The sequence below is a fragment of the Niallia alba genome, from assembly GCF_012933555.1.
Classification (GTDB): Bacteria; Bacillota; Bacilli; order Bacillales; family Cytobacillaceae; genus Niallia; species Niallia alba.
This window is the reverse complement of sequence record NZ_JABBPK010000001.1, coordinates 4,698,164-4,724,305: the sequence shown is the minus strand read 5'-3', so window position 1 is coordinate 4,724,305 and position 26,142 is coordinate 4,698,164. Positions and strand designations below refer to the sequence as shown.

Below are 26,142 nucleotides of genomic sequence, written 5' to 3'. Positions count from 1 at the left end.
GGGTACGGTAAATGATCTTAGCTGGCCAGTTTTTCAGTGGCTTCAAGAATTTCCCCTATATCTACCAGTAGATTGTTTTAAAGGAAAGCCGATATAATAAATAGTGAATATAAAACATTTTTAGACTTTTTTCAACAAAATTTAATGTAATATTTGAATATTTTTTTTATAATAGAATATATATGTTTGAATCGAAAATTTGTATAGATTGGAGACAGTTATGTTTAAAGGGTTCTATACAGCAGCTTCCGGTATGCTTGCACAGCAACGCAAAACCGAAATGCTTTCTAATAATATGGCTAATAGCACGACACCAGGTTTTAAAGCAGATCAATCATCCATGAGAGCTTTCCCTGAATTATTGCAGCAGAGTGTTAGGAAAAATGGGGTTGGCGCTGTTGAAAAAGAGCAAGTAGGCTATTTGGCAACAGGAGTCTATATGCAGGAAGCTATACCAAAGTTTACTCAGGGTGACCTTAATCAAACAGAATTAAAAACAGATTTAGCACTTTTAAATGTAAATGTTCCAGGGAATGGGACTAATGCTGGTGGCGGATTATTTTTTACCATCCAAAATGCAAATGGAGAAGCAGCTTACTCCAGAAATGGAAACTTTACTTTAGATGGACAAGGATATTTAACAACGGCTAGTGGTTTATATGTTTTGGATGAAAATAATGAGCGAATACAATTAACAAGTACGGATTTTAGCGTTACCTCTGACGGTGTAATTACAAGTGGTAATGGAGAAGCTTATCGCCTTGGGATTAGCTATACAGATACACCAGAACAGCTTGTGAAAGAAGGCGATGGTTTGTATCGAGCACAGGACGGAGCAGTTCTCCAAAGTGCTTATGCAAATAATCAAGTTAATTTCCAAGTGAGGCAAGGATTTTTAGAAAACTCAAATGTAGATACAGCGCAAACGATGACAGATATGATGACAGCCTATCGAGCATTTGAAGCAAATCAAAAAATATTACAGGCTTATGATAAGAGTATGGATCAAGCAGCAAATGAAATCGGTAAGATATAAACCCATTTCCATTAGATAAAAGTAAAGGGGGATTGCTATGAATAGAACGATGATAACCGCTAGTAATACTTTGACACAATTACAAAAGCAAATGGATCTTATCAGTAATAATATGGCTAATGTTGATACTACTGGTTATAAAAAGCAAAATGGGACGTTTACTGATATGCTTTTTCAGCAATTTAACAATCAGAAGGATGAGACTCAGGAAGTCAATCGTCTGACTCCAAATGGAATCCGACAAGGAGTAGGCGCTAAACTTGCTCAAACACAATTAGTGATGACACAAGGATCGATTCAAGCCTCTGATAGGGTATTAGATACAGCCTTGACAAAAGAAGGGCAATTATATCGAGTACTAGTGCAAGACGGCGGTATAACAGAAGTTCGTTACACAAGAGACGGAGCGATGTACTTATCTCCTGTTTCTGATAATGAGAATATGCTCGTGACAAAAGAAGGGCATGCAATCCTTGATGAGAATAATAACCCAATTTTATTAAATAATAATGTTAAGGATTATATTTTTTCATCAACTGGTACTTTAACCGTTCAGTTTAATAATGGAGGTCAGGAAACCATTAATTTAGGGATCTCGTATGCCAATAATCCACAAAGCCTTGAAAAAACAGGGGACAATTTATACCGACTTTCAGATATGGCTGACGAAAATGAAGCAATTATGGATTTAAACGGTGCGAGAAGAAGCGAGATTGCGATGAAACAGAATGCATTGGAGCAATCCAATGTGGATATAAGCAAAGAAATGGTTAATCTGATTGCTACACAGCGCTCCTATCAATTTCAGTCCAGATCCATCTCTTTAGCAGATCAGATGATGGGATTAGTGAATGGAATACGTTAAGAAGGAGAATAATGATGGCATTAAATAGCAGTAGTCAGGAAATGGTTAAGACAAGGGAAGAATTTAAAGAAGAAAAAAAAGAAAAGCAGAATACAGAAGAAATGGCTTCTCCTAAGCGAAAGATTAGAGTTCGTCTGTTTCCTATCTGGCTACGCATCATTGTCATTATTTTAATAATGGCTGTCAGTGTTCTAGCTGGAGCGATTGTAGGGTATAGTGTAATGGGAGATGGAAGAGTTAACGATACCTTCAAAAATGAAACGTGGGCGCATATCAGCAATTTAATAAATGAAGAGTAAACAAGAAGGGGATTTGTAAAAATAACTACATATTCCCTTTTTTTTGTTGGGGAATAATGGAAGTGTAGATAGCATAAGCATAATCTGAAAAATTGCTCGAAAAAAAAGAAGTCTATGGAGCACTTGGTTTATGTTCTGTAAAAACATTTTAAAAGAGAAGGGATATTCCTTCCTTTTTTATAGCTTTTTTTAGTACAATGGTATATAACCACATATTAGTAGGAGGTCACAAAAATGTTAGATATTAATCAAATTAAAGAAATTATTCCTCATCGATATCCATTTTTATTAGTAGATAGAATTTTGGAAGTGGAAGAAGGCAAAAGGGCAGTCGGCATTAAAAATGTGTCTGCAAATGAAGAGTATTTTAATGGCCATTTTCCCGAGTATCCTGTTATGCCAGGTGTATTAATCGTAGAAGCATTAGCGCAGGTTGGAGCGGTTGCTATGCTGATTAAAGAAGAAAATAAAGGGAGACTCGCATTCTTTGCTGGAGTCGATAGCTGCCGTTTTAAAAAGCAAGTGTATCCTGGTGACCAACTACGTCTTGAAGTGGAAATGACAAGAGTGCGTGGAAACTTTGGCAAAGGAAAATGTGTAGCGACTGTTGATGGAGAAATTGCTTGTGAAGCAGAAATCATGTTTGCTTTAGGCGATAAAACAGAAGCATAATAATAGGAATGGAAGAAGGAAGTGCATGTTGGGATTATACAAACATTCCTTCTTTTTTTTGTTTTCTTGTTTAACAATTTTGCTTATTATTGGAATTAGCGAACAATGCGTAATAATTTTCTTTTCTTGGATAACCTAATTACTGACCAATTAATGGTCTTTATGATACTTATTTAAGAAAAGGGGTAAAACGAATGACTAAATGGATAAAGTTATTAGGTATTTCGGCGTTATCTGCCATGCTTTTAACGGCATGTGGTGACAATGACGATCAAAGTCCAGCACCGGATGATGATACGACAATCGAAGATAATGATTTAGATAATGATGACGTTGTTCCAGATACCGATTTGGATAACGACAACGCACCAGATGTACCAGATGAGAATACAGATGATGATCTAGATCCAACTACGGATGATAACGATCCTGGTGAAGATATGATCGAAGATAAAGATGATGCTAATGATAAAGACGATGTAGACGAATAAAAAAGGCTCACCATTATAGATCCCCTTTCTTATTGGAAGAAGGGGGATTTGCCTTCCTTAACGTCTGACAGCATGGGGATTCTTTCTTCATGTAAGAAGCCTTGTTGGTCATCCCATAATAACATCCTGATTTATTACGAAACGTTTGTGTTTTCCCTTATAATTTCTTCTCCAAAAACGTCTGTGGTTTGCTTTGCATCAGTTCGGTAAATTTACTGGATAAATTTTTCCCTTCATAACCTTCTTCGATTAAATATTGGAGCAGCAATTCAGCATAGTCTTTTCTATCTCTTTTTAAAGTTCCTTCTAAAAGGATACTTGCTTTGTCACCAAATTTTTGGATAGACAGAATCATTACTTCAAAGGGAGCGGGATCATTTGCCTTTTTGGTAATAACGGCTTGGACAAGCAATTCTTCCTTTTTTTGAAAAGATTCTTCAAGAAAGTCGATAGACGATAAATCTGTATAGACTTCAATTAGCCAATGATTATAATCATCTTCTTTATTTATAATCAATCCATCCATTAATGTAATTGGTATGAGCTTTTCCTTCGTTAGAATCTGTAAAGAAATTAGCTTAAAGGTTTTCACTATAATCCCTCCCCGGGCAAATTCTCCATTTTCTCTATTATACCTTAACTGTAGGAATTCATCTAAACAGGATAATTTTTTAAGTTTTTACATAAATAAGAGATCTTTCTTATCTATAGTACAAAAATGTTCACCCTAATCTGTTTTTAATATTTCAGTTGTTCTAAAAATTATATTGGTAAAAGGTTGTTCTATATTGTTCACTATTTGTTCAAACGAATTTCTCGTTAAAGCTGTAACTTTTATCCCACTCTTCACTGGCAGTAAGATCCCCAACTCAAACTGCAGAAAATTCCCCACTGATGGCAGTTTCACTTTATAGATAAAGATCTTATTACAGAGCTTTTTTTCTAATCATTACATACATAGAACCATCCTAAAAATGGAAAAAAAGCTGAATGACGTCTGCTTTTGACGAAAAAAATAGGATAATGCGATATTTACTTACTAAATTACTAGAAATAAAAGGAAGAGACAGTACTTTTATCACTTAATAAATGAAAGAATATTGTGATATTTTTATATAGTTCGATATATTCCAAAAATATAGAAGGTTCAGAGGGGAGTTTTAACGTGAAACTAAGAAAAGTATTTGTTCTAGTTATTATGCTTTTTATGCTATTTTCAAATAGTGTATTGGCAGCAACAGTACCAGATAAAGTAGTTAGTAAGAAGGGAAGGGAAAACCAGTTAAATGTCCAAACCATTAAGTTGGACGAGCTTGAGACCGCTTATAAAGCAACAGATACGGTCCGAGTTGTTGTTGAAATGAATACCGAGCCAACAGTGCAATATGCTCAAGCCCAGGCAAAGCAAGTAAAAGAATTGTCTAAATCAACAAAAGAAAAATTAAAGACGGACAAGTTGGCCGAACAAAAAAGAGTGAAAGAAAAAGTAAAAGCGAAAAAAGTAAAATTTAAAGAGCTAGAAAATTTCACAACTATTTTTAATGGCTTTAGTGGAGAGATGAAATATGGTGATATCGAAAAAATGGAAGAACTTCCTGAAGTAGCAAAAGTACATATTGCCACAGCATATGAAAGACCAGAAGAAGAAGCGGACATGATCTATAGTAAAGAACTTGTACAAGCACAAGATGCATGGCGTGATTATGGTTTTAAAGGAGAAGGAATGATTGTTGGGGTCATTGATACCGGCATCGATCCAAAACATAAAGATATGGTTCTGTCAGAAGAAACAGAACAGGAATTAACAAAAGAAGAAATTAGTAAATTTAAAGACGAAAATGGACTACAGGGTAAATTCTATAGTGAAAAGGTTCCTTATGGATATAACTATATGGATGAGAATGATATTATCCAAGATATCGCTGCAGGGGCAAGCATGCATGGGATGCACGTTGCAGGCACTGTCGGAGCAAATGGAGATGAAGATAATAACGGAATCAAAGGGGTTGCTCCTGAAGCACAGCTTTTAGCTTTAAAAGTTTTCGGAAATGACCCTAGTGTCTCTACTACTTGGGGAGATATTTATATTAAAGCAATCGATGATGCAATTGTATTAGGAGCAGATGTCCTTAATATGAGTTTAGGATCTACGGCAGGATTTGTTGCTGCTGATGCTCCAGAACAACAGGCAATTGAACGCGCAGTGGAAAATGGAATCATGATGTCCATTTCTGCTGGAAACTCTGCTCATTTTGGAAATGGTTTTGCGAATCCATCTAGCTCAAATCCAGATATCGGTGTTTCTGGATCACCTGGTGTAGCGTATGATAGTTTACAAGTGGCTTCTATTGAAAATAGTTTCATAGATATTGATGCACTTTCTTATCAATATGGTGATACGTCTGGACAAGCTGGATTCTTATCCGCAAGCAGTGTTCATCCAAATACAGTAGCAGAGAAAACATTCCAGATCGTATATGCTGGCTTAGGGACACCAGAAGAATTAGCCGCAGTTGATGTAAAAGATAATTATGCGCTAATTCAAAGAGGTGGAATTGGATTCGTTGATAAGGCTATCAATGCACAGCAAGCAGGAGCGGCTGGTGTCATTATATATAATAATACAGATGGATTTGTTAGCATGGCGACAGATGCAAGTATTAACATTCCACAGCTGTTCTTATTAAAAACAGATGGGGATAAGCTAGCGGCAGCTCTTCAAGCTGGAGAAAATATCTCGATTACATTTGGTGGCGAGAAAACGACTTCAGCAAATCCAGAGGCTGGAAAAATGAGTAGTTTCACGTCTTGGGGACTAACGCCAAACTTAGACTTTAAGCCAGAAATTACAGCACCAGGTGGACAAATTTATTCAACTCTTGAAAATAATCAATATGGTATGAAGAGTGGAACATCAATGGCAGCTCCGCATGTTTCCGGGGGTTCTGCGCTTGTGTTAGAACGTGTGGATAATGAATTTGATGTCTCAGGTTTTGAACGAGTAAACATGGCGAAAAATCTATTGATGAACACAGCAAAACCAGTAACAGATATTGGAACAGTGAACAGTGCATTTGACTGGGATGTTCCATATTCTCCACGTCGCCAAGGTGCAGGTCTTATGCAGTTACATGCAGCGTTACAATCACCAGTTATTGTAACGGAGAAGAAGACAAAAGAAGGAAAAGTTGCATTGAAAGAAGTAGGAAAGACTTTCACTTTTACGTTAGAAGCGAAAAACTATAGTGATAAAAAGGTAAAGTATGATGTTGCTGCAAATGTACAAACGGATTTTGCTGCATACGGGGAATTAGGTTATTCCGCTGATTTGTTAGAAGCACAGAAAATTTTGGATGCAAAAATTAAAGTAAATGGTAGTGATCAAACAACCATTACTATTCCGGCAAATAAAAGCAAAACAATCAAAGTTTCTGTTGATTTAAAAAATGCAAAAGTAATTGATCCTTCTCTAACAAGTAGCTGGGAAACACCTGTAGCAATTGATCGTGTATTTGAAAATGGTTACTTTGTTGAGGGATATGTAACCTTAACAGATCCAGAAGAAACAAATGCAACATTAACAGTTCCTTACGTCGGATTTAAAGGGGATTGGAACAAAGCACCGATTTTGGATGGTATGAAATATGATGAAACTTCTTTCTATGGCATGGCCGGAGCCGTGACGAAAGAAGGGGAAGACTTCCTTTACCTAGGATATGATCCTATTACAAGTAAGTTTACAAAAGAGGGAATTGCTATTTCTCCAAATAGCGATGGAGTACAGGAAGAGATTATTCCAGTTCTATCGTTTTTAAGAAACGCAAAGACGGTTCAATTTTCAATCATTGATAATAAAGGGAAAACGGTAAGAACTTTAAGAACACAAGAGGAAATTAGAAAAAATTACTATGATGGTGGTAGAGGAACAAGTTATGCCCTTGATTCGAAATGGGCATGGGATGGTAAGGTGAATGGAAAACTAGTCGAAGGTCAATATTTCTATCGCATTAGTGCTACTCTTGATTATCCAGGAGCGAAGCCGCAAGTAGTTGATATTCCAGTTATTGTTGATACAGTAAGTCCGTCTGTTGAAGTAGCTTTAGTAGAGGATAATAAAGCGTTGGAATTTGCTGCATCAGATAATAAAAATGGCTCAGGCGTTTCACATTTAGATATTTTAGTAGATGGAAAATCTATTTTAGAGACTCTATTGAGTGGAGAGACAACAGAATATACTTTACCAAATGAAGTAGAGGAAGGCACAGCTGTAACAGTCGTTGCTTATGACTATGCAGGCAATAAGCAGGAGACGAGTATCGTTGCAGAAGAAGTGAAGAAGGATAAAACCATCCCAGTAATTTCCCTAAATACCCCAGAAGCGTTAGAGGTGTATGGAGATAAAGAAATTGCATTTAGCGGAACAATTAAAGATGAATCTAGCATCAAAGCGTTTACGATTGGCGGAAAAAAAGTAGACACTGTCTACAATGAGGAAAAAGCCGAGTACACATTTACTACGTCAATTCCTTATGATAATGGCGTTCATTCCGTGGAAATAAAAGCAACAGATAATGCTGATAATACGGCAGTATTTAAACGCAGCTTTATCGTCGATGCAGAAGCTCCATCTATTTCTTTCAATGGACTTTCTGGTAATCGTATTGTTAATAGTAATGGTAAAAATCCAACTGTTCACGTTACGGTAAAGGATAATTTTGATGAAATTCAGTTAGCCTTAAATGGAAGTGAGCTGTATTATCAAACATTCAAACAGCCATATGCAATGAGAAGTTTAGAAAAAACAGTGAAAAAGGTGGAATTAGATCTAGAACCAGGCTTGAACGAATTTGAATTCACAGCAACAGATTTAGCCGGTCATCTAACAACAAAAACTGTTTATTTCTATAAGATGAGTAAAGAAGAGAAGCGAAAAGATATAAAGATTCCTGAGGATAAATAAGAAGAGGCTGGGACAAAACTAAATAGCCAATCTGTAAAGACGAACAATCTCTAATTTATCTCTTAAATAAAGGTTTCTTTTATACAATGGTTATTTATGTTTTTAAATATAGTCAAGTGTAAAAACTAATTCGTTCCATTGCGCTACAGAAACTCGCTTTCCGCGGGGAGCAACCTAAGCCTCCTCGGCTAAAGCCTGTGGGGTCTTAGGTTTTGCTCTACTTCCCGCAGGAGTCGAGTGTCTTCCGCTCCATTCCACTCCGTTTTTAAAGGCAATACCCTAAAAAATATTGTTTTTTTAGAAAAAATGAATTAGTAGGAAATATGGAGCAGCCTGAATACACGTAGACTCCTATGGGAGCTGCGAGAAAGTCCGAGACCCTGCAGGCCAGAGGCCGAAGCGGCTCGGCGCTCGCCCCATGGAAAGCGAAGTGTATTCAGGCTGCGGATATTAACACTAACTGTACTGAAACAACCTTTTATAAAACTAATAAAACCCGAACAACCATTTAGGATTCTTTGATAGTTGTTCGGGTTTATCTATGGCTGGAATACTTATGTCCCAGCCTTATTCAATGAAACCAAATCTTTTAATTCATCGGTCGTTAGCTCGGTCATCCAATTTTCATTTTGGATGATTTGATCATTTAATGATTGTTTTTTCTCAAGCATCGCATCAATTTTTTCTTCTAATGTTCCTGTACAAATAAGTTTGTGAACATGAACGAAACGAGTTTGCCCAATGCGGTATGCACGGTCTGTCGCTTGATTTTCAACAGCTGGATTCCACCAACGATCATAGTGAATGACATGGTTTGCCGCTGTTAAATTTAATCCGGTTCCCCCCGCTTTTAGGGAAAGAAGAAAAATGGGGAATTCTCCATTCTGGAATTGTTCAATTAAGCGATCCCGCTGTTGCTTGGACATACTTCCATTTAAAAATGGTACTTCAACCTTGAAGTTCTTCATCATCATTTCCTGAATCATATGCCCCATCTCAATGTATTGAGTGAAAATAAGACAGCTTTCTTTCCGCTCCATAATGGTTTCGGTCAGTTCCGCTAATTTTTCCATTTTCACTGATCGATCCAATAGGCTTGTTGGTGTCTGTTCTTTTAAGTAAAGTGCAGGGTGGTTACAAAGCTGCTTTAATTTACTTAACATTTGTAAGACAAGCCCTTTACGCTCAAATCCAGATAGCTGCTCGATTTGGACAAATGTGTCTGTTACTAGTTGTTCATATAAGGCGGCTTGCTCTGTTGTTAGCGGACAATATTCCTTTTGTTCCAATTTATCAGGGAGATTTAAGGCAACCTCTTCATCCTTTTTCGTCCTTCTTAATAAGAATGGGCGAATAAGTGTCTGCAGTTGCTGAATCTGTTTGGGTTTATTTTCTTTTTCAATCGGAATCACAAAGCGCTTTTGAAATTGTCCAAGACTTCCTAAATAGCCATGATTGGTAAAATCAAAAATAGACCAGAGCTCATTAAGACGATTTTCCATCGGTGTTCCAGAAAGCGCAATGTTGTGCTGACTCTTTAACTTTCTTACGGCTCTTGACTGCTTGGTTTGCGCATTTTTTATATTTTGCGCTTCATCAATCGCAATGGTACTCCATGTTAAGTCTTGAAAGCTTTGCAAATCAATATGTGTTAATCCATATGAAGTTAAGACAACATCTGATTCCTGTGCCTTTTGCACAAATACCTCATCTTTTAAGCGGTTCGCGCCATAATGAAGATAAACGTTTAAGTCAGGGGCAAATCGTTCTAATTCCTTTTGCCAGTTGCCAAGTACAGAAGTAGGGCAGATGATAAGTGCAGGGGCTGTCTGTTCCTTTTCAATCTCTTTTACTTTTAAAAGATAAGAGATTAGCTGGACCGTTTTTCCAAGTCCCATATCATCAGCTAATATAGCACCAAATCCATACTTTCTTAAGAAGAGGAGCCAGCTCATTCCAAGTACTTGATAGTCGCGCAAATCTCCTAAAAAGTTTTGCGGAACTGCCTCCAATGGCAGATTCCTGACTTCCTTTAATTGATGAATCATTGTTCGCCATTGTCTATTCAGTTCAATTTGGATTTTGGCAAACGTTTTTGGATTCTCTAGCTCATCATTTTGCTGTTCTTCTGCCTGCATTAATTCCTGCTCGATAATGTCGCGGACATGCAAACCTTCTTTTTCGGCTTTTTTCATTAAATCTTGTATTTGTCGAATGAAAGCAGGATCTAATTTTATCCAACGCCCTTTAATAAAGACGAGTCGCCTTTTTTCTTCTACTAAGTTATGGAATTCCTCTTCAGAAAGCGTAACACCATTCATAGAGAACCGCCAGTTATAGTCCAGCATCGCTTGAAGGCCTACATAGGATGGACGATGACTTGAACTGGACACTTTAGCCTTCACTTTCAGATTTGCTGATTTCATTGCTTGCCACCAAGAAGGAAGAAGAATATCTACGCCAAGTGCGAGGAATGTCTCACTCGCTTCTGATAAGAAAAGCCATGCTTCTTCCTCCGTTAATTGATTCGTTATTCCTTTTGTTCCTTTTAGCCATGGAAAAAGAAGGAGCCAACGCTGCTGTTCTTCCTCTATATAGGAGGCATAATTCAGCCACTTTTTCGGCATATTGCTTTCATCATAGATATCCACGACAAGGTCAGGATTTTCCTTCGATTTCAAAAATAAATCCAAATCCCATGTTGTATCAATTTCTGTCGGTTCTTCTAGGCGAATCCCTAATGTAAACGGATAGTCTGTCTCTTTTAGCCCCATCCACTCTTGCCATTTATCCTCTGTAAAGTAAGCAGCTAGTTGCTCTGATGGAATATTTGCATTCTTTAATGTGTCCATTCGTTCATGGAAACTTTGTTTCGTCTCTTTATGGCCCTCTAGATAATGATTAAGAGAATGTTGGAACCAGCGATTAATAAAGTCGTTATTCGTTTGACCTTCTAACTCATCATGAAGCTCCATTTCCCAAAAGCTTGGGTCAAACTCATCGATCACACGATGTGGAAGGGACCATTGGAAGTTTCCGACTTCCCACTGACTGAAATCTGGTATCCATTCTTTATGTTTAATTGATTCAAGGATACTTGGTGCAGCAGCAAGGCAAACTTGTGCAGTATCGTTCCAGTCCCACTCGACGTAACGATTAAATCCTTCGGTAGCAAGTAAAGTGACTAACTGCCAGCCACTTACTAGGACTCCCTCTATCCCATCAATTGTTACAGTATCTAATATAGTACCGTAATAGCTTTCATGATGTTGCTGAAAAAGAAGTTTTTTCCAATAGTTAGGATAAAGATAATGATCCTCTATTTCACCTGTTAAAAAAAATCCTTTATTCTCATAATAATGAACATTTATTTTTAAATAATTAGTTTTCAACATGGATTAGCTTTCCCTTTCTACATTCTTCATGAAAGGCTCTTAATCGTTTCGTACGCTCTAAGATAACCAGTAAGAATTGCTCAAATTCGCCTTGCTTTTTCATTTTTTTATAAAGGGTACGTAGTTTCTTTAATTGACGGACGGCGATTCGATAGTGTTCTCTATTTTTTCCTTCAATATGTTCTTGAATAGAACGATGATATAAAGAAAGCAGTAAAGAATAATCGTAATCCTGCAATAATTTTATCTGCTCTTTATGTAGATTATCTAGTCCGTATCCCATCATTGTAAATAGATCGATCCATTTATCAAACTGTTTCTTCTCATACAGAAAGTCCTCGTATTTCCGAAAGCTATAGGGAAGGGTATGAATATACGCTTTTTCAAGTAAATCTTCTTTATTCATAGCCAGACAATAAGGAAGAATCGCTCGTAACGCCATTGATGTGAATTCATAGCAATATTCGTCATCTTCATCTGTACATAAATATTTTTTTAGTTCTTGAATAAAGGCTGGTACATATAAATCCATCCGTTTCCATGCTTTGCGACTTGACAAATAATCAATCCAATAAAGCAGGTAAGCAGTAACTTCTGAATCAAGAGACTGAATCACATGAAGGGCATCTTGGTCTTTTTGAAGAAGTACATCAAGATGGATGATAGCAACTTTCTCAGAAAACGTCGGATTGTTGTTAGCTAATAGTGTACTTAATTCATCCTGTCTCCAGTTTTTCGTGGAAAAAAGATCTGTCCACATCAGTCGATAGAGCTGTATACATTCGAATGTTACTAGTGGTTGAATCGTTAGTATGGACTGGACGTCCTCCTTGAGTCTAATTAAGAAGTCGTCAAAAGCAAATGGCAAGGTAAAGTTCGATAGTTTATAAAGATTATCCTCAATACTGTTCATTAAATCTTGAAAAAGATGTCGATAATAACGATTAATCGTTTGTGTATTATGATCCAGATTTTTGCTAAGTGTTAATAATTGTTTAAATGTAAATACTTGAGCGATGACTAAATAAAGAAGCTTCCACTCTGTTTGCAGAGGAGTTGCTGCTTTTATTTTTCGCATATAAATATAATACGTTTCTGCGATCATATATGGTTTATTTTCATTCGTAGGCATAAGCGAATGAAAACTCTTATCAAAGGTTTCCATCCAGTCTTCGTAATTTGGTTCTTTATCCTCGGATTCCTTCAATAAGTCGCTTGCTCGCATAATGCCGAGATTCTTTAGCAGTTCCGTATTTTTAATTGGCTTTCTCCAAGCCTCTAACCAAGTTGACACCTTTCCAACTTGAGCAAGTAAATAGAAAAACAAAGCAAGCTGATGGCGACAAAAACCTTCCGCATGACAAGTACAAGAGCTGTATTGAATATAATCCAAATCCAATGTTGCCTTCACTGGCATAACATCCTGGATCATTCCAGACACTATTTCATTGGAAAATTTGACTTGATAGACAAAGCTTTGCCTATATAAAAGAAGTCCCTTTTCTACAATGTTTTTCATTCGGGGATCATTTGCATCCAATAAATTCATTAAGTTTTCTGCACAAAAATTCAATGGCTCTAAATATTTTTCTTGAAGCATAATGTATCCCTCCCAAGAACATTTATTAGTTTATTGATTCCGTATTATGCTTTTTTTGCGCTTCATAAATAACGTTGAAAAATGACGCGCGAAAAAAGTCCATTCTTTAATTATAACGCTTTTTGCGAGGAGATGGTAGAGGACATAAGAATGGAAGTAAAGAAGGAACTAGTAAATAGTTTTAAAGCTGAGAATATAGGGAATGAACAAAAATATGTCCGGATAGCTGTGACTTGGGCAGTGAAAAGAGAAAAATTAATTGTAGTAGTGCTGATATCAGCCAAAATAGAGGGGAAATCGGCCAAACTAGGAATATATCAGCCAAAGTAGAGAGGAAATCAGCCAAACTAGGAATATATCAGCCAAAGAGAAGAGGAAATCAGCCAAACGGAGAATATATCAGCCAAAGAGAAGGGGAAATCAGCCAAACTAAGAATATATCAGCCAAAGAGAAGAGGAAATCAGCCAAACGGAGAATATATCAGCCAAAGAGAAGGGGAAATCAGCCAAACTAGGAATATATCAGCCAAAGAGAAGAGGAAATCAGCCAAACGGAGAATATATCAGCGAAAGAGAAGGGGAAATCAGCCAAACTAGGAATATATCAGCCAAAGAGAAGGGGAAATCAGCCAACGCACAAATATATCAGCTAAAGTGAAGAGGAAATCAGCCAACCCAAAAAATCACCCCACAACCAGAAAAACACAAAAAGGCTGCCAAATTAGACAGCCACCATCAACCATTATCTTTTAATACAAGCGTTTAAAACTATCAAAATGCTCTTTATAATACGAGTTATCTAAGCTTGTAACACGAACGCCGCTTGAATCAGCGTGAATAAATTCATTGTTGCCAATATAAATACCTAAATGAGAGATACCTTGTTTGTAAGTATTTTTAAAATAGACAATATCCCCAACTGCTGGAATATCTACATAATAGCTGCGATCATAGTAGCCTTCAGCAGAATAACGTCCAATTGATTTACCGCTTTGGTTTAATACATAGTAAACAAATCCACTGCAGTCAAAGCCAGCAGTAGTCGAACCGCCCCAAACATATGGTAGGCCAATTAGACTTTTTGAAGCAGAAACTACCTTAGAAGCATAGGATTGTCCATTATTTCCCGTGGAAATAGGGGTTGCTGTACTAGATGAGGAATTATTATTCCCTGTATTCGTTACCTTTTCAGAAGCAGTAACCTTCAGTTTTTGCCCTGGGAAAATTAAATCAGAATTAAGATTATTTAACTGCTTCAATTGACTTACAGACATTTTATAAGTAGAAGCAATTTTGCTTAAAGTATCTCCACTTTTAATTGTATATGTGGCTGTAGATGCAGAAGTAGTTTCTTTAACCGTTGTATTGCCAGCGTTTCCAGAATTATTGGATGAATTTGACGCTGGTGTATTGGTAGCAGTTCCAGGTTTGGAAACATATAAAATATCACCAGGATAAATAAGCGATGATGAGAGATTATTCCATTGCTGTAACTCACCTAAAGAAATAGAATGCTTATTTGCTATTTTTATAAGGGAGTCCCCTGAAACAACTTTATACGTTTTTGCAGCAGTGCTTGTCTTTGTTGAAGATTGATTACTTGTAGTAGTATTGCTACTTGTAGACTTTGAGCTATCTGCAATTGATAATTTTTGATTGATTAAAATAAGGTCTGAGGAAAGATTATTAAGAGATTTTAACTCATTAACAGTAGTATTGTATTTCTGCGCAATCTGTCCTAATGTATCCCCTTTTTTTACTACATAAGTACTAGCCGAGGCGTTTGCTGCGAAAGTGGTTGACAGAATCGCAGTAGTTGTCAATACTGTGACTTTCTTCTTCATTTTTTATTACTCACTCCTAATGAATAAACTTTGGTATACCTATCTTACCATAACCTATCAGACTATTGACCTTTTATTTCGCTAAAAAAAATAGAGTTTTAGAAAAATAGGTAATTTCTCATAGTTAATTATCAATAGGGCTTAGGATATCGTGGAGAGGACTTGGTGAATCAATAAAGGTATAATTAACCAGGTATATTTGAGGGGGGGGAAACAAACAAAAATGCCTTCAAATATCATCCCACACATTTAAGTGGGGAGAGAATATTTGCAAGACATCTTTCCAACTCTTAACGTTTGATAAGTGTAACTATCCATCCGTGGGGGACCTCTGTGATGGAAGCTTTCTTTATAAACGATTAGTTTTGCCAACTATTTATTTTATTTCCAATATAGTCCGTATACCGAGAGTCTTTTACTAATTGGAAAATCATGAGGGCATCTCTCATATATTGAGAAGCTAGGTCAAAATTCTTTTGTAATTCGTAGTTATATCCTATATGATAGTGAAAGTGAGCTAACAGATAAAGATTATCCTGCTGAATAGCCCAATCGATTCCTTCCTTACAGTAGTTAATCGAAGTATCGTACCGCGACTGATCTGTTAATGATTTAGCAATATTAAAGTATAACCTACTTTTAATTGTATCATCTTGTAAATATGGAAGTTGATTTACTGCTTTAAATGCTTGTTGATAAATGGTCAAGGAATCCTCGATGAAACCTTCTTCATAGTAAAAGATCCCTTTGCTAATAAAGATTTCTAGCTCTCTTTCTGTGTAGACGGTATCAAAGGTAAGCTCAATTGCTTCATTTATAAGGTTTACCGCTCGATTAAAATCACGGTCGATTTCAAAGACATAAATCGCCTTATGCCAAAGTAACATTTGATAGTTTTTTTTATGGTGCGTAAATAGAGGGTTTTTTTCTTCTGCTTTTACAATTTGTTTTAATGTTTGATAGTCGGTATTTCTTCGTGCTGTTTTTAATTGTCGAAAGGTTTCTTCTACATAATCAAGTCTTGGTGTTGTGCCGATATCGAAGAAATAGTTCACATCAACGCCTAGCCGCCGAGAAATAAGATAAAGAGTAGAAGACAGTGGAAGCACTTCTCCCTTTTCTATTTTACTAATTTGCGCCTGTGTGCATATATTGTGAGCAAGTTCTTTTTGTGATAACCCCATTTGCTTGCGTAATTCCTTGATTTTTTCTCCAACCGCTGAAAAATCCAATCGCTTCACTCCTACTTAGAAAAGCATACCTTTTTTATGAATATTCCTAAAGTTATATTTTGTAATGAATTTTGGGGGAAAACAGTGTGAAATGCCGCAAAATGGCGATATATACTTGGAAATCAAGAATTCATCTATCTTTATAATATGATTTAATTGGTTTTACCGCAATATATTAAGAATATTTTTGCTATTTTTAGAAGTGCCCACCTACGCCTTCTAATTATGAGCACAATAAACTTAATTGAGCATTTTTAATAGAAATTGAGATTTCTATTAAACCCCAATATCTGTTTTACGAGTAGTCCTTTTATCTCCAATTTTCTGCCGTTTTCTGATGAGAAAGCGGTCTTTTTTTTTAATATTAGGAGGTTTTTAGAAGGTAATGGAGCAGTTCTTCAGTAATTGTTTGGACTTTGAAAAAGCAAACGGAGAGAGGATCAGAGCATTTTGAAAAAAGAGGGGCTATTACAAAAAACGCTTCTTCATCTCTTCTGTTGGAAGCATACAAGAGTCTTGTTTGCCGAACCATCTATAACGATTTCTAGCAACAAATTGATAAAGAGGATCTCTTATGGAGGAAGGAATCACTTTTAAAATAGCTAGAAGCTTCCATCCACTAGAAAGATGGCGGCAAATTTCCAAAGCCGCATCTGATTCCATATAGTACATATCTTCTTTAATAAGAACGACACTATCAACCTCGGATAAATGATGTTTTTCTAAAAGACTTTTTCCCATTTCACTTTGCAGAGAAGCAAAAAGGAATTGGTTATGAGGATCCCTTTTTATAATAAATTGCACACTTTTACTACATAAATTACAAACCCCATCAAATAACACAATCATACATGTTTCCCCCTTAGCTTGTATTTTAGCAAAAGATGCTAAAAAAGTATGTCAAAAACTATTTGTAACTTTTTCGATTGGTTTTCGTAATAGAGTTATTATTTTTTTAGGAAGATAATAATATACAGAGTGTAGGAAATAAGAGATAAAAAAATTAAATTTTGTATATAATTCTTTATCCGTTTTGAGGAAAAAATGGTACGCTAGTAGTAGTAGATTAGAAGGGGAGATAGGAATGAAAAAGAGATGGATGCTTTTACTGATATTAATTTTGATAGCAGTGGTAACAGGATGCAATAAAAATGATCCTACCCCAGATGAACGGCTATCACAATATATAAAACTTTGGAATGATCAGAAATTCAAAGATATGTATGCCTTTCTTTCAACAGAAGCAAAAGAAAATATTTCGGAAGAAGACTTTGTTGCCAGATATGAAAAAATCTACACAGACTTAAGTATTAAAGATTTAAAGATCACATATAAGAAACCAGCAGAAGACGAAAAGTTCAATAAAGTAGAAAAAGCAGAAATTCCATTTTCGGTTAAAATGAACAGCATGGCAGGAGAAATCAGCTTTGATAATCAGGCTGCACTGGTGAAAGAAGAGAGAGAGAAAGACGAGAATTGGTATATTAATTGGGATACTACTTATATTTTTTCGGAGTTAGGTCCTGACGACAAAATTTCTGTCAACACGATTCCAGCAGAACGAGGCAGTATTGTCGATAAAAATGAAAATCCGTTAGCAATGAATGGTGTAATTTATGAAATTGGACTAGTTCCAGAACAAATGGGAGATAATTCAGATGCCGTTGTTAATGAACTAGCAAAGCTTTTAGATATTAAAAAAGATACAGTAGAGAAAGCACTCAATGCAGATTGGGTACAACCAAGCTTTTTTGTTCCTATTAAAAAAGTAGCAACAGGAGATCGTGCTTATTTAGATAAACTTTTTGCATTACCTGGTGTGCAAAAGCAAGATACAAAAGGAAGAATTTATCCATTTGGCGAAAGTGCTGCACATTTAATTGGCTATATCGGCAACATCACTGCAGAGGAGCTCGAGAAAAATCAGGAGAAAGGCTATTCAAGCACAGATGTAATTGGAAAAAGAGGCTTGGAGCAAGTACTGGAAGAACGACTAAAAGGTTCGAATGGTGAACAAATTTCAATTAAAAAGACAGACGGCAGTACGGTTACTTTGGCGAAAAAAGAAGTACAAAATGGCGAAAATATAAAGTTGACAATAGACGCTGATTTACAAAAAGAAATATATGAAAAAATGGATGGAGAGGCAGGTACAGCAGCAGCTATTAATCCACAAACAGGAGAAACACTTGCGTTGGTTAGCAGCCCTGCATTTGATCCAAACAAGATGGTTGTTGGTCTGACAACGTCTGAGAAAGAAGCATACGATAATAATAAGCTAGATCCTTTTACCAATCGTTTTAAAAATAAATATGCACCTGGTTCTGTAATGAAGCCTCTTGTAGCAGCAGCTGCATTAACAGAGGGCGTGATTACTCCTGAACAGGAAAGGAAGATTACCACAAAGCAATGGCAAAAGGATAAATCATGGGGCGGTTATTTTGTTACAAGAGTGCATAGCAGCTCAGCTCCAGTAAATCTTGCAGATGCTTTGCTTTACAGTGATAATATTTACTTTGCGCAAACAGCGCTTGATTTAGGGAAAGAAAAATTTGCAAACGAGTTAAAGAAATTTGGATTTGAAGAGCCGTTTACTTATGCTTTTCCAATTGAAACATCCACATATGGCAAATTGGATACAGAAATTTTATTAGCAGACTCAGGCTATGGTCAAGGGCATGTAGAAATGAGTGTGATTCACCTTGCGACAGCATATACTCCGTTTGTTACAGGTGGAAATCTAATGACACCTACCCTATTAGATAGTGACGAGAAGGGGAAAGTTTGGAAAGAAAAAATCATGGACGAATCGGTTGCCAATACGATTTCAGATGACTTACAGCAAGTTATTGAAAATCCAAATGGTACAGCACGTGGCGGAAAAATAAGTGGCAAAACGTTCGCAGGAAAAACAGGAACAGCTGAATTAAAAGAAAAGCAAGGCGAAAAAGGAACAGAAAACGGCTGGTATGTCACTTATGATAAAGACAAAAAAGACTTCTTGATTGCAATGATGATGGAAGCCGTGCAAGACAAAGGCAGCTCCGGACACGTCGTGAAAAAAGTGAAAGAGATAATAGAATAAAGGAAGAAGGAGTGTTCCTAGTGAATGCTCCATTTTCTTTTGAAATGAAATCTGTGAAAAGCAAAGGAGTGTAAAACAGAAAATAGTGTTCATCAGGCGAATGAAAGCCGAAAAGCAGAGGAGGAAAGCGAAAAGTGGTGTTCATCAGGCGAATGAAAGCCAAAAATCAGAGAGGGCAAGCGAAAAGTGGTGTTCATCAGGTGAATGAAAGCCGAGGATCAGAGGGGGCAGGCGAAAAGTGGTGTTCATCAGGCGAATGAAAGCCAAAAATCAGAGGGGGCAAGCGAAAAGTGGTGTTCATCAGGTGAATGAAAGCCGAGGATCAGTCAAGAGTAAAGTGCTACTCTAGGAGATCTCCCAAAAGATTAAAATCCACAAAAAGAAGTATCTCTACTCATCCCAAAAACTCTACCTATCTTATAAATAAAAACCATCGATCTATCGCAATTTCTATCCAATTTACACATGATTCACTTTTTCCCTTCATACATTAGTTTAAACGGTGAAAGGAGAGAGCGGAATGAATGAGGTAGAACAAAAGGAATTAGAATATGCCATTGACGAAATTACCGAGATTGCTTCTGGATTTGGACTAGACTTTTATCCAATGAGATATGAAATTTGTCCTGCGGATATCATTTATACATTCGGTGCATACGGAATGCCTACTCGATTTTCCCATTGGAGTTTTGGAAAACAGTTTCATAAAATGAAACTACATTATGATTTAGGATTGTCAAAAATATATGAATTAGTTATAAACTCAAACCCGTGCTATGCATTTTTGCTTGATAGTAACTCGTTAATCAATAATAAACTGATCGTTGCCCATGTTCTGGCACACTGTGACTTCTTTAAAAATAATGTGCGGTTTCAAAATACGAAACGTGAAATGGTCGAAAGCATGGCAGCAACAGCCGATCGAATTCGCCAATACGAAATCAAATATGGAAAGCATGAAGTGGAAACGTTTTTGGATGCTGTATTAGCCATTGATGAACATATTGATCCAAGCTTGATGAGACCTAAATTGGCATGGTCGATGGATGATGTAGAGTTTGTGGAGGAAGAAGAACCAACCAGTACTCCTTATGATGAATTATGGGGATTGGATGACCGAAATAAACCAAAAAAGCAAAAGAAAAAGGTAGCGAAGAAATTCCCGCCACAGCCTGAGAAAGATTTATTACTTTTTATCGAAAACTTTAGTAGAGAGCTCACGGACTGGCAAAGGGATGTTTTAACGATGATGCGAGAGGAAATGCTTTATTTCTGGCCTCAATTAGAAACAAAGATCATGAATGAAGGCTGGGCATCCTACTGGCATCAGCGAATTGTCAGGGAATTAGACTTAACAAGTGCAGAAGCGATTGAATTTGCGAAGCTAAATGCAGGGGTTGTACAGCCGTCTAAAACGGGCATAAACCCCTATTATCTAGGATTAAAGATATTTGAAGATATTGAGGAACGCTATAATAATCCAACTGAGGAAATGAAGAAACGCGGAGTTAAGCAAGGTTCAGGACGGGAAAAGATGTTTGAGGTTCGCGAAATAGAATCAGATATTTCTTTTCTAAGAAACTATTTAACAAAAGATCTCGTGATGAGAGAAGACATGTATCTTTTCCAAAAGCAAGGCAGAGATTATAAAATTGTCGATAAAGCATGGGAGCAGGTACGTGATCAATTAGTAAGCATGAGGGTTAACGGTGGATTCCCATATATTACAGTCAATGATGGTGATTATAATAAAAATGGTGAGCTATACTTAAAGCATGGTTATGAAGGAATTGAATTAGACTTGAAATATTTAGAAAAAGTACTTCCGTATATTCATCAATTATGGGGGAGAGGCGTGCATATTGAAACAGTGGTAGAAGATAAACAGCTTGTTTATAGCTATGACGGAAAAGCGCTGCACCGAAAATATTTATAAGAAGAACAGACCTACAGGGACATATTGCGCTGTAGGTCATTTTTTTGTTTTGGCTGTTTTCTAAAAGATTGTTGTTTTTTCAATAGGAAAAAAGAATTAATAGGAAAATTGGAGCAGCCGGAATACACGAAGACGCCACGGGGATTAGCGAGACAGTCTGAGACCCCGGAGGCGAAAGCTGAGGAGGCTCAGCGCGAGCCACACGGAAAGCGAAGTGTATTCCGGCTGCGGGTAATAGCAACAAACTATACGAAAACAGCCTGTGCTTTTATCTATTCCAATTCCAAAAACTTATTTCATCAATGCGAATGTCGTTTATCCAGCTTTCCTTTTTCAACTTTAATATTTCCTCTGTGGGACCTGTAATGACAATTCCATAGTGATAAACCCCATGCTTTTCCAGATACTCTAATCGCTTGCCTAAGTCTAAATGACCGAAATGAAACTTTTCTGCCTTTTTTTCATAGGGCTCTAAAAATTTTAGTGTTTTTAGAAATTGTTGATGTAGAATCTTGGAATCTCCTTCTGTATACTCAGGTGAAGAAGCGGAGCTGGATTCCACTGAGAACCAAAAATTTCCTTCCTCTTCTACGGAATCCGTGATCATATCATCATCATGCCATATTGGTGTACTAGGAAATCCAATGGCTTCGAATCCATATTCCTCTTTAGCTTCTACTCCTGTATCTACTGCAAACCAGATAATATCTAAATTTCTATCTTTAAAATGATCAAAGACTTCATTAGTAGATAATAATTCAGAAAAGGACAGATAAACAGACGAGACAGTACCACTCTTTACTTTTTCAAGTCTGTTCCATTCTGATGGAGAGGTTTCTTTTGATAAAAAAGAAAAAGAGGGTTGTTGCTGTGGTATAATTCCCTCTGTTTCCTTTTCTGGAAAACTCATCATCGAAAATAAAAAATTTGTTTTATATTCTCCTACTTTAAAGATTTCATCTCCAACCCGTTTTTCTATATCTGTTGTTGCTTCCAGTCCAAAGTAAGGTTTTGTATTTGTGCTGGTTCCACTAAACTGACCGTATGGATCTGTTACAGTTAATGTTAAATCAATGATGTTTCGGTATACATCCGTTCTATCTGGAGTGCCCCAGGAGTAATAAACAGCAGTTAAAATGGAAGAAATAATGGTGAAAGTAATTATTAGTCCTAAGGCAGTAAATGCTGTTTGAAATCTGGCTTTCCATTTTCCCTTTCTTAAAATTTTCTTTTGTTTTTTTTGATCCATCATCGGAGTTACAGCTTGTTCTTGATTTCCCATTTCAGCTTCCTCAAAAACTTGTAAATATTGTTCGACTTTTTCTAAATCCCTTTCCATTTCTTCCGCTTCCACTTCCGAAAGTTCTCCTCGTTTAAAGGCCTCTAATTTTTTTTTGTATTCCTCACTCATGGAATTCTTTCCTCCTCTGTCTTATAATCTGTCTTCCCCGGAACAGTAGTACTTTAAAGTAGGTAGGACTAACGTTCATGACCGCTGCGGCTTCTTCTGTTGTTAGTTCATGAAAATCAGCTAATAATACAGCCATCTTTTGTTTCTCAGGTAATATTTTTAGAATGTCTATAACCCTTTGGATATCTTCTTTTAGTACGATTGTCTCCTCTATTCTCTGTGCGTTATCCATCTTTCTTTGAAAGAAATCATCCTCTTTGATTACTAGTCGCTTATTTTTTCGAAACTGATCGATAAATACATGATAAGCAACAGTAAAAAGCCAAGCCTTCACATTTTTTCCTTGAAAATTTTCTAGATAGAGATGTGCCCTAAAAAATGTTTCTTGAACTAAATCTTCTGCAGAATGATGATTATGGCAGAGTGAAAGGAGAAAATAATATATATCATTAAAATAAGTTTGATAAATAGTATCGATAGAATCCTTCATCTTCGCCCCCTATTATGTATAACACGGTGATGCAAACGAAAAGTTACAGTAAATTTACTGACATCAAAAATTTTAATCCAAAATAAAGGAAATAGTTACAAAAAGACAGAAATCTATAGCAAGAAAAGCAAAGAAAGGAATAATAAAGGCGATGAAGCAAAGAAAAATAGTTATTACTGGATATGGCACAGTTGCTAAAGAATTTGTCGAATTATTATATCGTAAAAAAGAAGCGTTCATAGAACAATATCATACAGAATATACAGTAATCGGAGTGGTTGGCTCAATTGGGATGATTTATGACCCAGAAGGATTAGATCTATCTATATTGCACGGGCTCCCCACAGGATCAATTGGAATTTCGCAATATGCTAGCATGAAAGATTTAGTGCTTGAATCTCCATCAATGAAAGGGGATATTCTCGTAGAATGTACACCAACGAATCTAGAAACAGGAGAACCCGCCCTTTCTTATATAAAACAAGCGCTTGAGGCGAATATGGATATTGTTTCTGTCAGCAAAGGGGCACTTGTTCATTCCTTGCCTGAATTACTGGCAATTGCAAAGGCAAAAGGGCGGTATATCAAGTATAGTGGAGCTACAGCAGCAGCGTTACCTACATTAGATATTGGTGAATTTAGTTTGGCAGGCAGCACTATTCAATCGATAAAAGGGATTTTAAACGGGACATCTAATTTCATTCTGACAAGTATGTCAGAGGGGAATCTAACTTTTGAAAAAGCATTGCAGCTAGCACAAGAAAATGGAATTGCGGAGAAGAATCCCGATTTAGATATTAAAGGATTGGACAGTGCATGCAAAATACTGCTACTAGCAAATGGCTTATTTCATACTAATCTAACATTAGAAGATATTGTGGTAGATGGCATAGAAAAGGTCACAAAAGCGGATATGCAACGCGCTAAAATAAATGGGTGTGAGTGGAAGCTGATTGCATCAGCAAAAAAGCAAAGAGATAGGTTGGTTTTACAAGTAAAACCAGAAATCATTCCTCCTGAAAATCCGCTAATTCATGTAAAGGGAACAAATAAAGGAATTTTGTTTGAAACGGAAGAGATGGGAACCATTTGCTGTGTTGGCGGTGCGTCTCATCCGAAGGGCGCAGCAGCGGCAGCAATGAAAGATATTATTAATCTTATTCGCTAATTAGTAATCGGTTTAGATGAGGATTCGCAGAGGATTTATGTATAGTATTCTATTTTTGAGCCATTTTTTTCTGATACATGACAATATATGTGTCTAGCTGTTCACTTATTTGAATGGTATTGGGATCATTTAAGCCTTTTTCAATCCCATATTTAAGCAATTGGGTCTTTAGTAAATCGATAGTGTCTAGTAGTTCACATGCATTTTCAATATTAATGCGAGAAAGTACCATTTTTGACGCTCCTAATTTTGATAGATTGCTTTCCTATTTTACCAAATTGAATTGGAAATATTAAGTGCTTTTTCTAAGGAATTTACAAAAAAGTGTATGGATGACTTGTTTCTTTAAGAGGAATGCAACCTAACAAAGTTTTCTAAACAGGAGCCTGGAGGATACGCTGCTTTTTTAGTTGGAAAAGCAGCGTATCCTCCAGATTATTTTTCCGAAGCAATGTTAAATAAATATTCAAGGTAGGATTCTAATTCGAATTTATCTTTGTCAATAAAATCAGTCATTGCAGTATTTGTTTGTAGTTTCATCATGATCCTCTCCTTTAAAAATGCTTTTTCTTTTTCAGTAGTATTTGTCTATAATATTCCCAAACTATTAAACTTTTATACATAGTTTCTAAAAAAATTTGGGAAAAATAATTTTTTCGGAAAATACCAGAAAGGAGAATGGTGTAAATGAAGGGATGGTACGGGCATCTTGATAATGATTTCCCCTTTGAATTATTTTCTGTATCCCATCTAGTTATGATAGGCATTCTTATTACAGGGGGTGTGTTACTTGCTGTTTTTCGGAATGCCATCGAAAATCGAAGTGGTATTGTTCGATTTGTCTTTTTCCTATTACTACTAGGTTTAGAGGCGATGTATCATTATTGGATGTATAAGGATCGGTTATGGAATGCTACTTTTATGCTGCCGTTCCATCTTTGTTCCATTAGTTTAGTTCTTTGCTTGCTGCTACTAATTACTAAATGGGAGCTTGTTTTTCAAGTAGTTTATTTTATTGGAATTATAGGCGCATTAATGGCTATTGTCACACCAGAATTGTTTTTTGGTTATCCCCATTTCCGTTATTTTCACTTTTTTGTTACGCACATTCTTATTATATGGACATGTCTTTACTTTGTGCTTGTCCACCAATATAAACCGACAAAAAAAGGATTGTTTCTGTCATTCGCCTTTCTAAATAGTTGTGCTGGACTGGCGTGGATGGTCAATAAATATACAGGTGGTAATTATATGTTTTTAGCCTCTAAGCCAGCAAATGGTTCCCTTTTCGATTATTTGGGACCATATCCGTATTATGTGTTTGTTCTTGAGGTAGTCGCACTTTTATTGTTTTTAGCTTTGCTAATTCCATTTCGATGGAAAAGGGGACAGCAGAGGAGAAAAGGAGCCTTATAAAAAGACTGCTTCATTAGAATATAGTGAAACAGTCTTCTTTAACGGGAAAATGAATTCAATTCTTTTTTTAAGGCTGTTTTCTAAAGGATTGTTGTTTTTTTAATCGAAAAAAAGAATTAGTTGGAAAAATGGAGCAGCCGGAATACACGAAGACTTCTGTGGGAGGCTCAGCACGAGCCCGACGGAAAGCGAAGTGTATTCCGGGTGCGGGTAGTAGCAACAAACTTTACGAAAAACAGCCT

21 protein-coding genes are annotated in these 26,142 nt (G+C 36.5%); 12 read left to right on the top strand and 9 right to left on the bottom strand.

All coding sequences use genetic code 11. The features are described 5' to 3' along the window. The first annotated feature begins 220 nt into the window (after positions 1 to 220). The 5 genes from HHU08_RS22420 to HHU08_RS22400 all read left to right on the top strand — a co-directional run bounded on the left by HHU08_RS22420 (position 221) and on the right by HHU08_RS22400 (position 3,363). A complete protein-coding gene (locus tag HHU08_RS22420) occupies positions 221 to 1,036 on the top strand; it encodes a flagellar hook-basal body protein (RefSeq protein ID WP_016204806.1) in 816 nt (271 codons plus the stop codon). A gap of 37 nt (positions 1,037 to 1,073) precedes the next feature. Continuing rightward, positions 1,074 to 1,901, top strand: coding sequence for a flagellar hook-basal body protein (locus HHU08_RS22415; RefSeq protein WP_016204807.1), 828 nt, complete (start codon positions 1,074 to 1,076; stop codon positions 1,899 to 1,901). Between the two features lie 11 nt (positions 1,902 to 1,912). Then, positions 1,913 to 2,200: a DNA-directed RNA polymerase subunit beta gene (locus tag HHU08_RS22410; protein WP_235678876.1), complete on the top strand. Its 288-nt coding sequence runs from the start codon at positions 1,913 to 1,915 to the stop codon at positions 2,198 to 2,200. A 234-nt stretch (positions 2,201 to 2,434) separates the two neighbouring features. Then, positions 2,435 to 2,872 carry a 3-hydroxyacyl-ACP dehydratase FabZ gene (gene fabZ / locus HHU08_RS22405; RefSeq protein WP_016204809.1) on the top strand — a complete coding sequence of 146 codons (438 nt, stop codon included), beginning with the start codon at positions 2,435 to 2,437 and terminating at the stop codon, positions 2,870 to 2,872. A 194-nt stretch (positions 2,873 to 3,066) separates the two neighbouring features. Beyond that, positions 3,067 to 3,363, top strand: a complete 297-nt coding sequence (locus HHU08_RS22400; RefSeq protein ID WP_016204810.1) for a hypothetical protein — start codon at positions 3,067 to 3,069, stop codon at positions 3,361 to 3,363. A 157-nt stretch (positions 3,364 to 3,520) separates the two neighbouring features. Here the strand turns inward: HHU08_RS22400 and HHU08_RS22395 are convergent, their stop codons facing one another. Beyond that, positions 3,521 to 3,955, bottom strand: coding sequence for a YwpF family protein (locus HHU08_RS22395; protein ID WP_016204811.1), 435 nt, complete (start codon positions 3,953 to 3,955; stop codon positions 3,521 to 3,523). A 573-nt stretch (positions 3,956 to 4,528) separates the two neighbouring features. On the opposite strand from HHU08_RS22395, the gene HHU08_RS22390 reads away from it, so the two are divergent. Continuing rightward, positions 4,529 to 8,323, top strand: coding sequence for a S8 family serine peptidase (locus tag HHU08_RS22390; RefSeq protein ID WP_016204812.1), 3,795 nt, complete (start codon positions 4,529 to 4,531; stop codon positions 8,321 to 8,323). Between the two features lie 554 nt (positions 8,324 to 8,877). On the opposite strand, the gene HHU08_RS22385 is transcribed toward HHU08_RS22390, so the two are convergent. Next, positions 8,878 to 11,718, bottom strand: a complete 2,841-nt coding sequence (locus tag HHU08_RS22385) for a DEAD/DEAH box helicase (RefSeq protein ID WP_169189379.1) — start codon at positions 11,716 to 11,718, stop codon at positions 8,878 to 8,880. Further along, on the bottom strand, positions 11,705 to 13,318 hold the full coding sequence (locus HHU08_RS22380; protein WP_169189378.1) for an SWIM zinc finger family protein: 1,614 nt from the start codon (positions 13,316 to 13,318) through the stop codon (positions 11,705 to 11,707). Before HHU08_RS22380 ends, HHU08_RS22385 begins: the two co-directional genes overlap by 14 nt. A 150-nt stretch (positions 13,319 to 13,468) precedes the next feature. Here HHU08_RS22380 and HHU08_RS22375 point away from each other — a divergent pair, with 150 nt between their 5' ends. After that, positions 13,469 to 13,648 carry a hypothetical protein gene (locus tag HHU08_RS22375; RefSeq protein ID WP_101729837.1) on the top strand — a complete coding sequence of 60 codons (180 nt, stop codon included), beginning with the start codon at positions 13,469 to 13,471 and terminating at the stop codon, positions 13,646 to 13,648. Between the two features lie 419 nt (positions 13,649 to 14,067). Here HHU08_RS22375 and HHU08_RS22370 read toward each other — a convergent pair whose 3' ends face one another. The 3 genes from HHU08_RS22370 to HHU08_RS22360 form a co-directional block, all read right to left on the bottom strand. Next, the gene (locus HHU08_RS22370) at positions 14,068 to 15,162 is read right to left on the bottom strand and encodes a C40 family peptidase (RefSeq protein WP_169189377.1); all 1,095 of its coding nucleotides are present in this window, start codon (positions 15,160 to 15,162) and stop codon (positions 14,068 to 14,070) included. A 359-nt stretch (positions 15,163 to 15,521) separates the two neighbouring features. Then, the gene (locus tag HHU08_RS22365; protein WP_328823055.1) at positions 15,522 to 16,403 is read right to left on the bottom strand and encodes a helix-turn-helix domain-containing protein; all 882 of its coding nucleotides are present in this window, start codon (positions 16,401 to 16,403) and stop codon (positions 15,522 to 15,524) included. A 459-nt stretch (positions 16,404 to 16,862) separates the two neighbouring features. Further along, a complete protein-coding gene (locus HHU08_RS22360) occupies positions 16,863 to 17,243 on the bottom strand; it encodes a thiol-disulfide oxidoreductase DCC family protein (RefSeq protein WP_101729835.1) in 381 nt (126 codons plus the stop codon). A gap of 235 nt (positions 17,244 to 17,478) precedes the next feature. Here HHU08_RS22360 and HHU08_RS22355 point away from each other — a divergent pair, with 235 nt between their 5' ends. The 3 genes from HHU08_RS22355 (at position 17,479) to HHU08_RS22350 (ending at position 21,415) form a co-directional block, all read left to right on the top strand. Then, a complete protein-coding gene (locus HHU08_RS22355; RefSeq protein ID WP_169189375.1) occupies positions 17,479 to 19,479 on the top strand; it encodes a penicillin-binding transpeptidase domain-containing protein in 2,001 nt (666 codons plus the stop codon). A 134-nt stretch (positions 19,480 to 19,613) separates the two neighbouring features. Beyond that, positions 19,614 to 19,739 (top strand): hypothetical protein, encoded by a 126-nt coding sequence (locus tag HHU08_RS25605; RefSeq protein WP_263479745.1) that lies wholly within the window; start codon positions 19,614 to 19,616, stop codon positions 19,737 to 19,739. A gap of 260 nt (positions 19,740 to 19,999) precedes the next feature. Next, the gene (locus HHU08_RS22350) at positions 20,000 to 21,415 is read left to right on the top strand and encodes a SpoVR family protein (protein ID WP_101729833.1); all 1,416 of its coding nucleotides are present in this window, start codon (positions 20,000 to 20,002) and stop codon (positions 21,413 to 21,415) included. 268 nt (positions 21,416 to 21,683) lie between these two features. On the opposite strand, the gene HHU08_RS22345 is transcribed toward HHU08_RS22350, so the two are convergent. Then, on the bottom strand, positions 21,684 to 22,826 hold the full coding sequence (locus tag HHU08_RS22345) for an anti-sigma factor (RefSeq protein WP_205835679.1): 1,143 nt from the start codon (positions 22,824 to 22,826) through the stop codon (positions 21,684 to 21,686). Then, positions 22,819 to 23,316 carry a sigma-70 family RNA polymerase sigma factor gene (locus tag HHU08_RS22340; protein WP_101729832.1) on the bottom strand — a complete coding sequence of 166 codons (498 nt, stop codon included), beginning with the start codon at positions 23,314 to 23,316 and terminating at the stop codon, positions 22,819 to 22,821. Before HHU08_RS22340 ends, HHU08_RS22345 begins: the two co-directional genes overlap by 8 nt. Before the next feature lie 139 nt (positions 23,317 to 23,455). Between HHU08_RS22340 and HHU08_RS22335 the strand changes: the two genes are divergently transcribed. Further along, a complete protein-coding gene (locus HHU08_RS22335; protein ID WP_407939871.1) occupies positions 23,456 to 24,484 on the top strand; it encodes a homoserine dehydrogenase in 1,029 nt (342 codons plus the stop codon). 49 nt (positions 24,485 to 24,533) lie between these two features. On the opposite strand, the gene HHU08_RS22330 is transcribed toward HHU08_RS22335, so the two are convergent. Then, entirely contained in the window at positions 24,534 to 24,716 is a 183-nt protein-coding gene (locus HHU08_RS22330) for an aspartyl-phosphate phosphatase Spo0E family protein (protein ID WP_016205468.1), read from the bottom strand. A 455-nt stretch (positions 24,717 to 25,171) separates the two neighbouring features. Here HHU08_RS22330 and HHU08_RS22325 point away from each other — a divergent pair, with 455 nt between their 5' ends. Then, positions 25,172 to 25,900, top strand: coding sequence for a YwaF family protein (locus HHU08_RS22325; protein WP_169189374.1), 729 nt, complete (start codon positions 25,172 to 25,174; stop codon positions 25,898 to 25,900). Positions 25,901 to 26,142 lie beyond the last annotated feature (242 nt).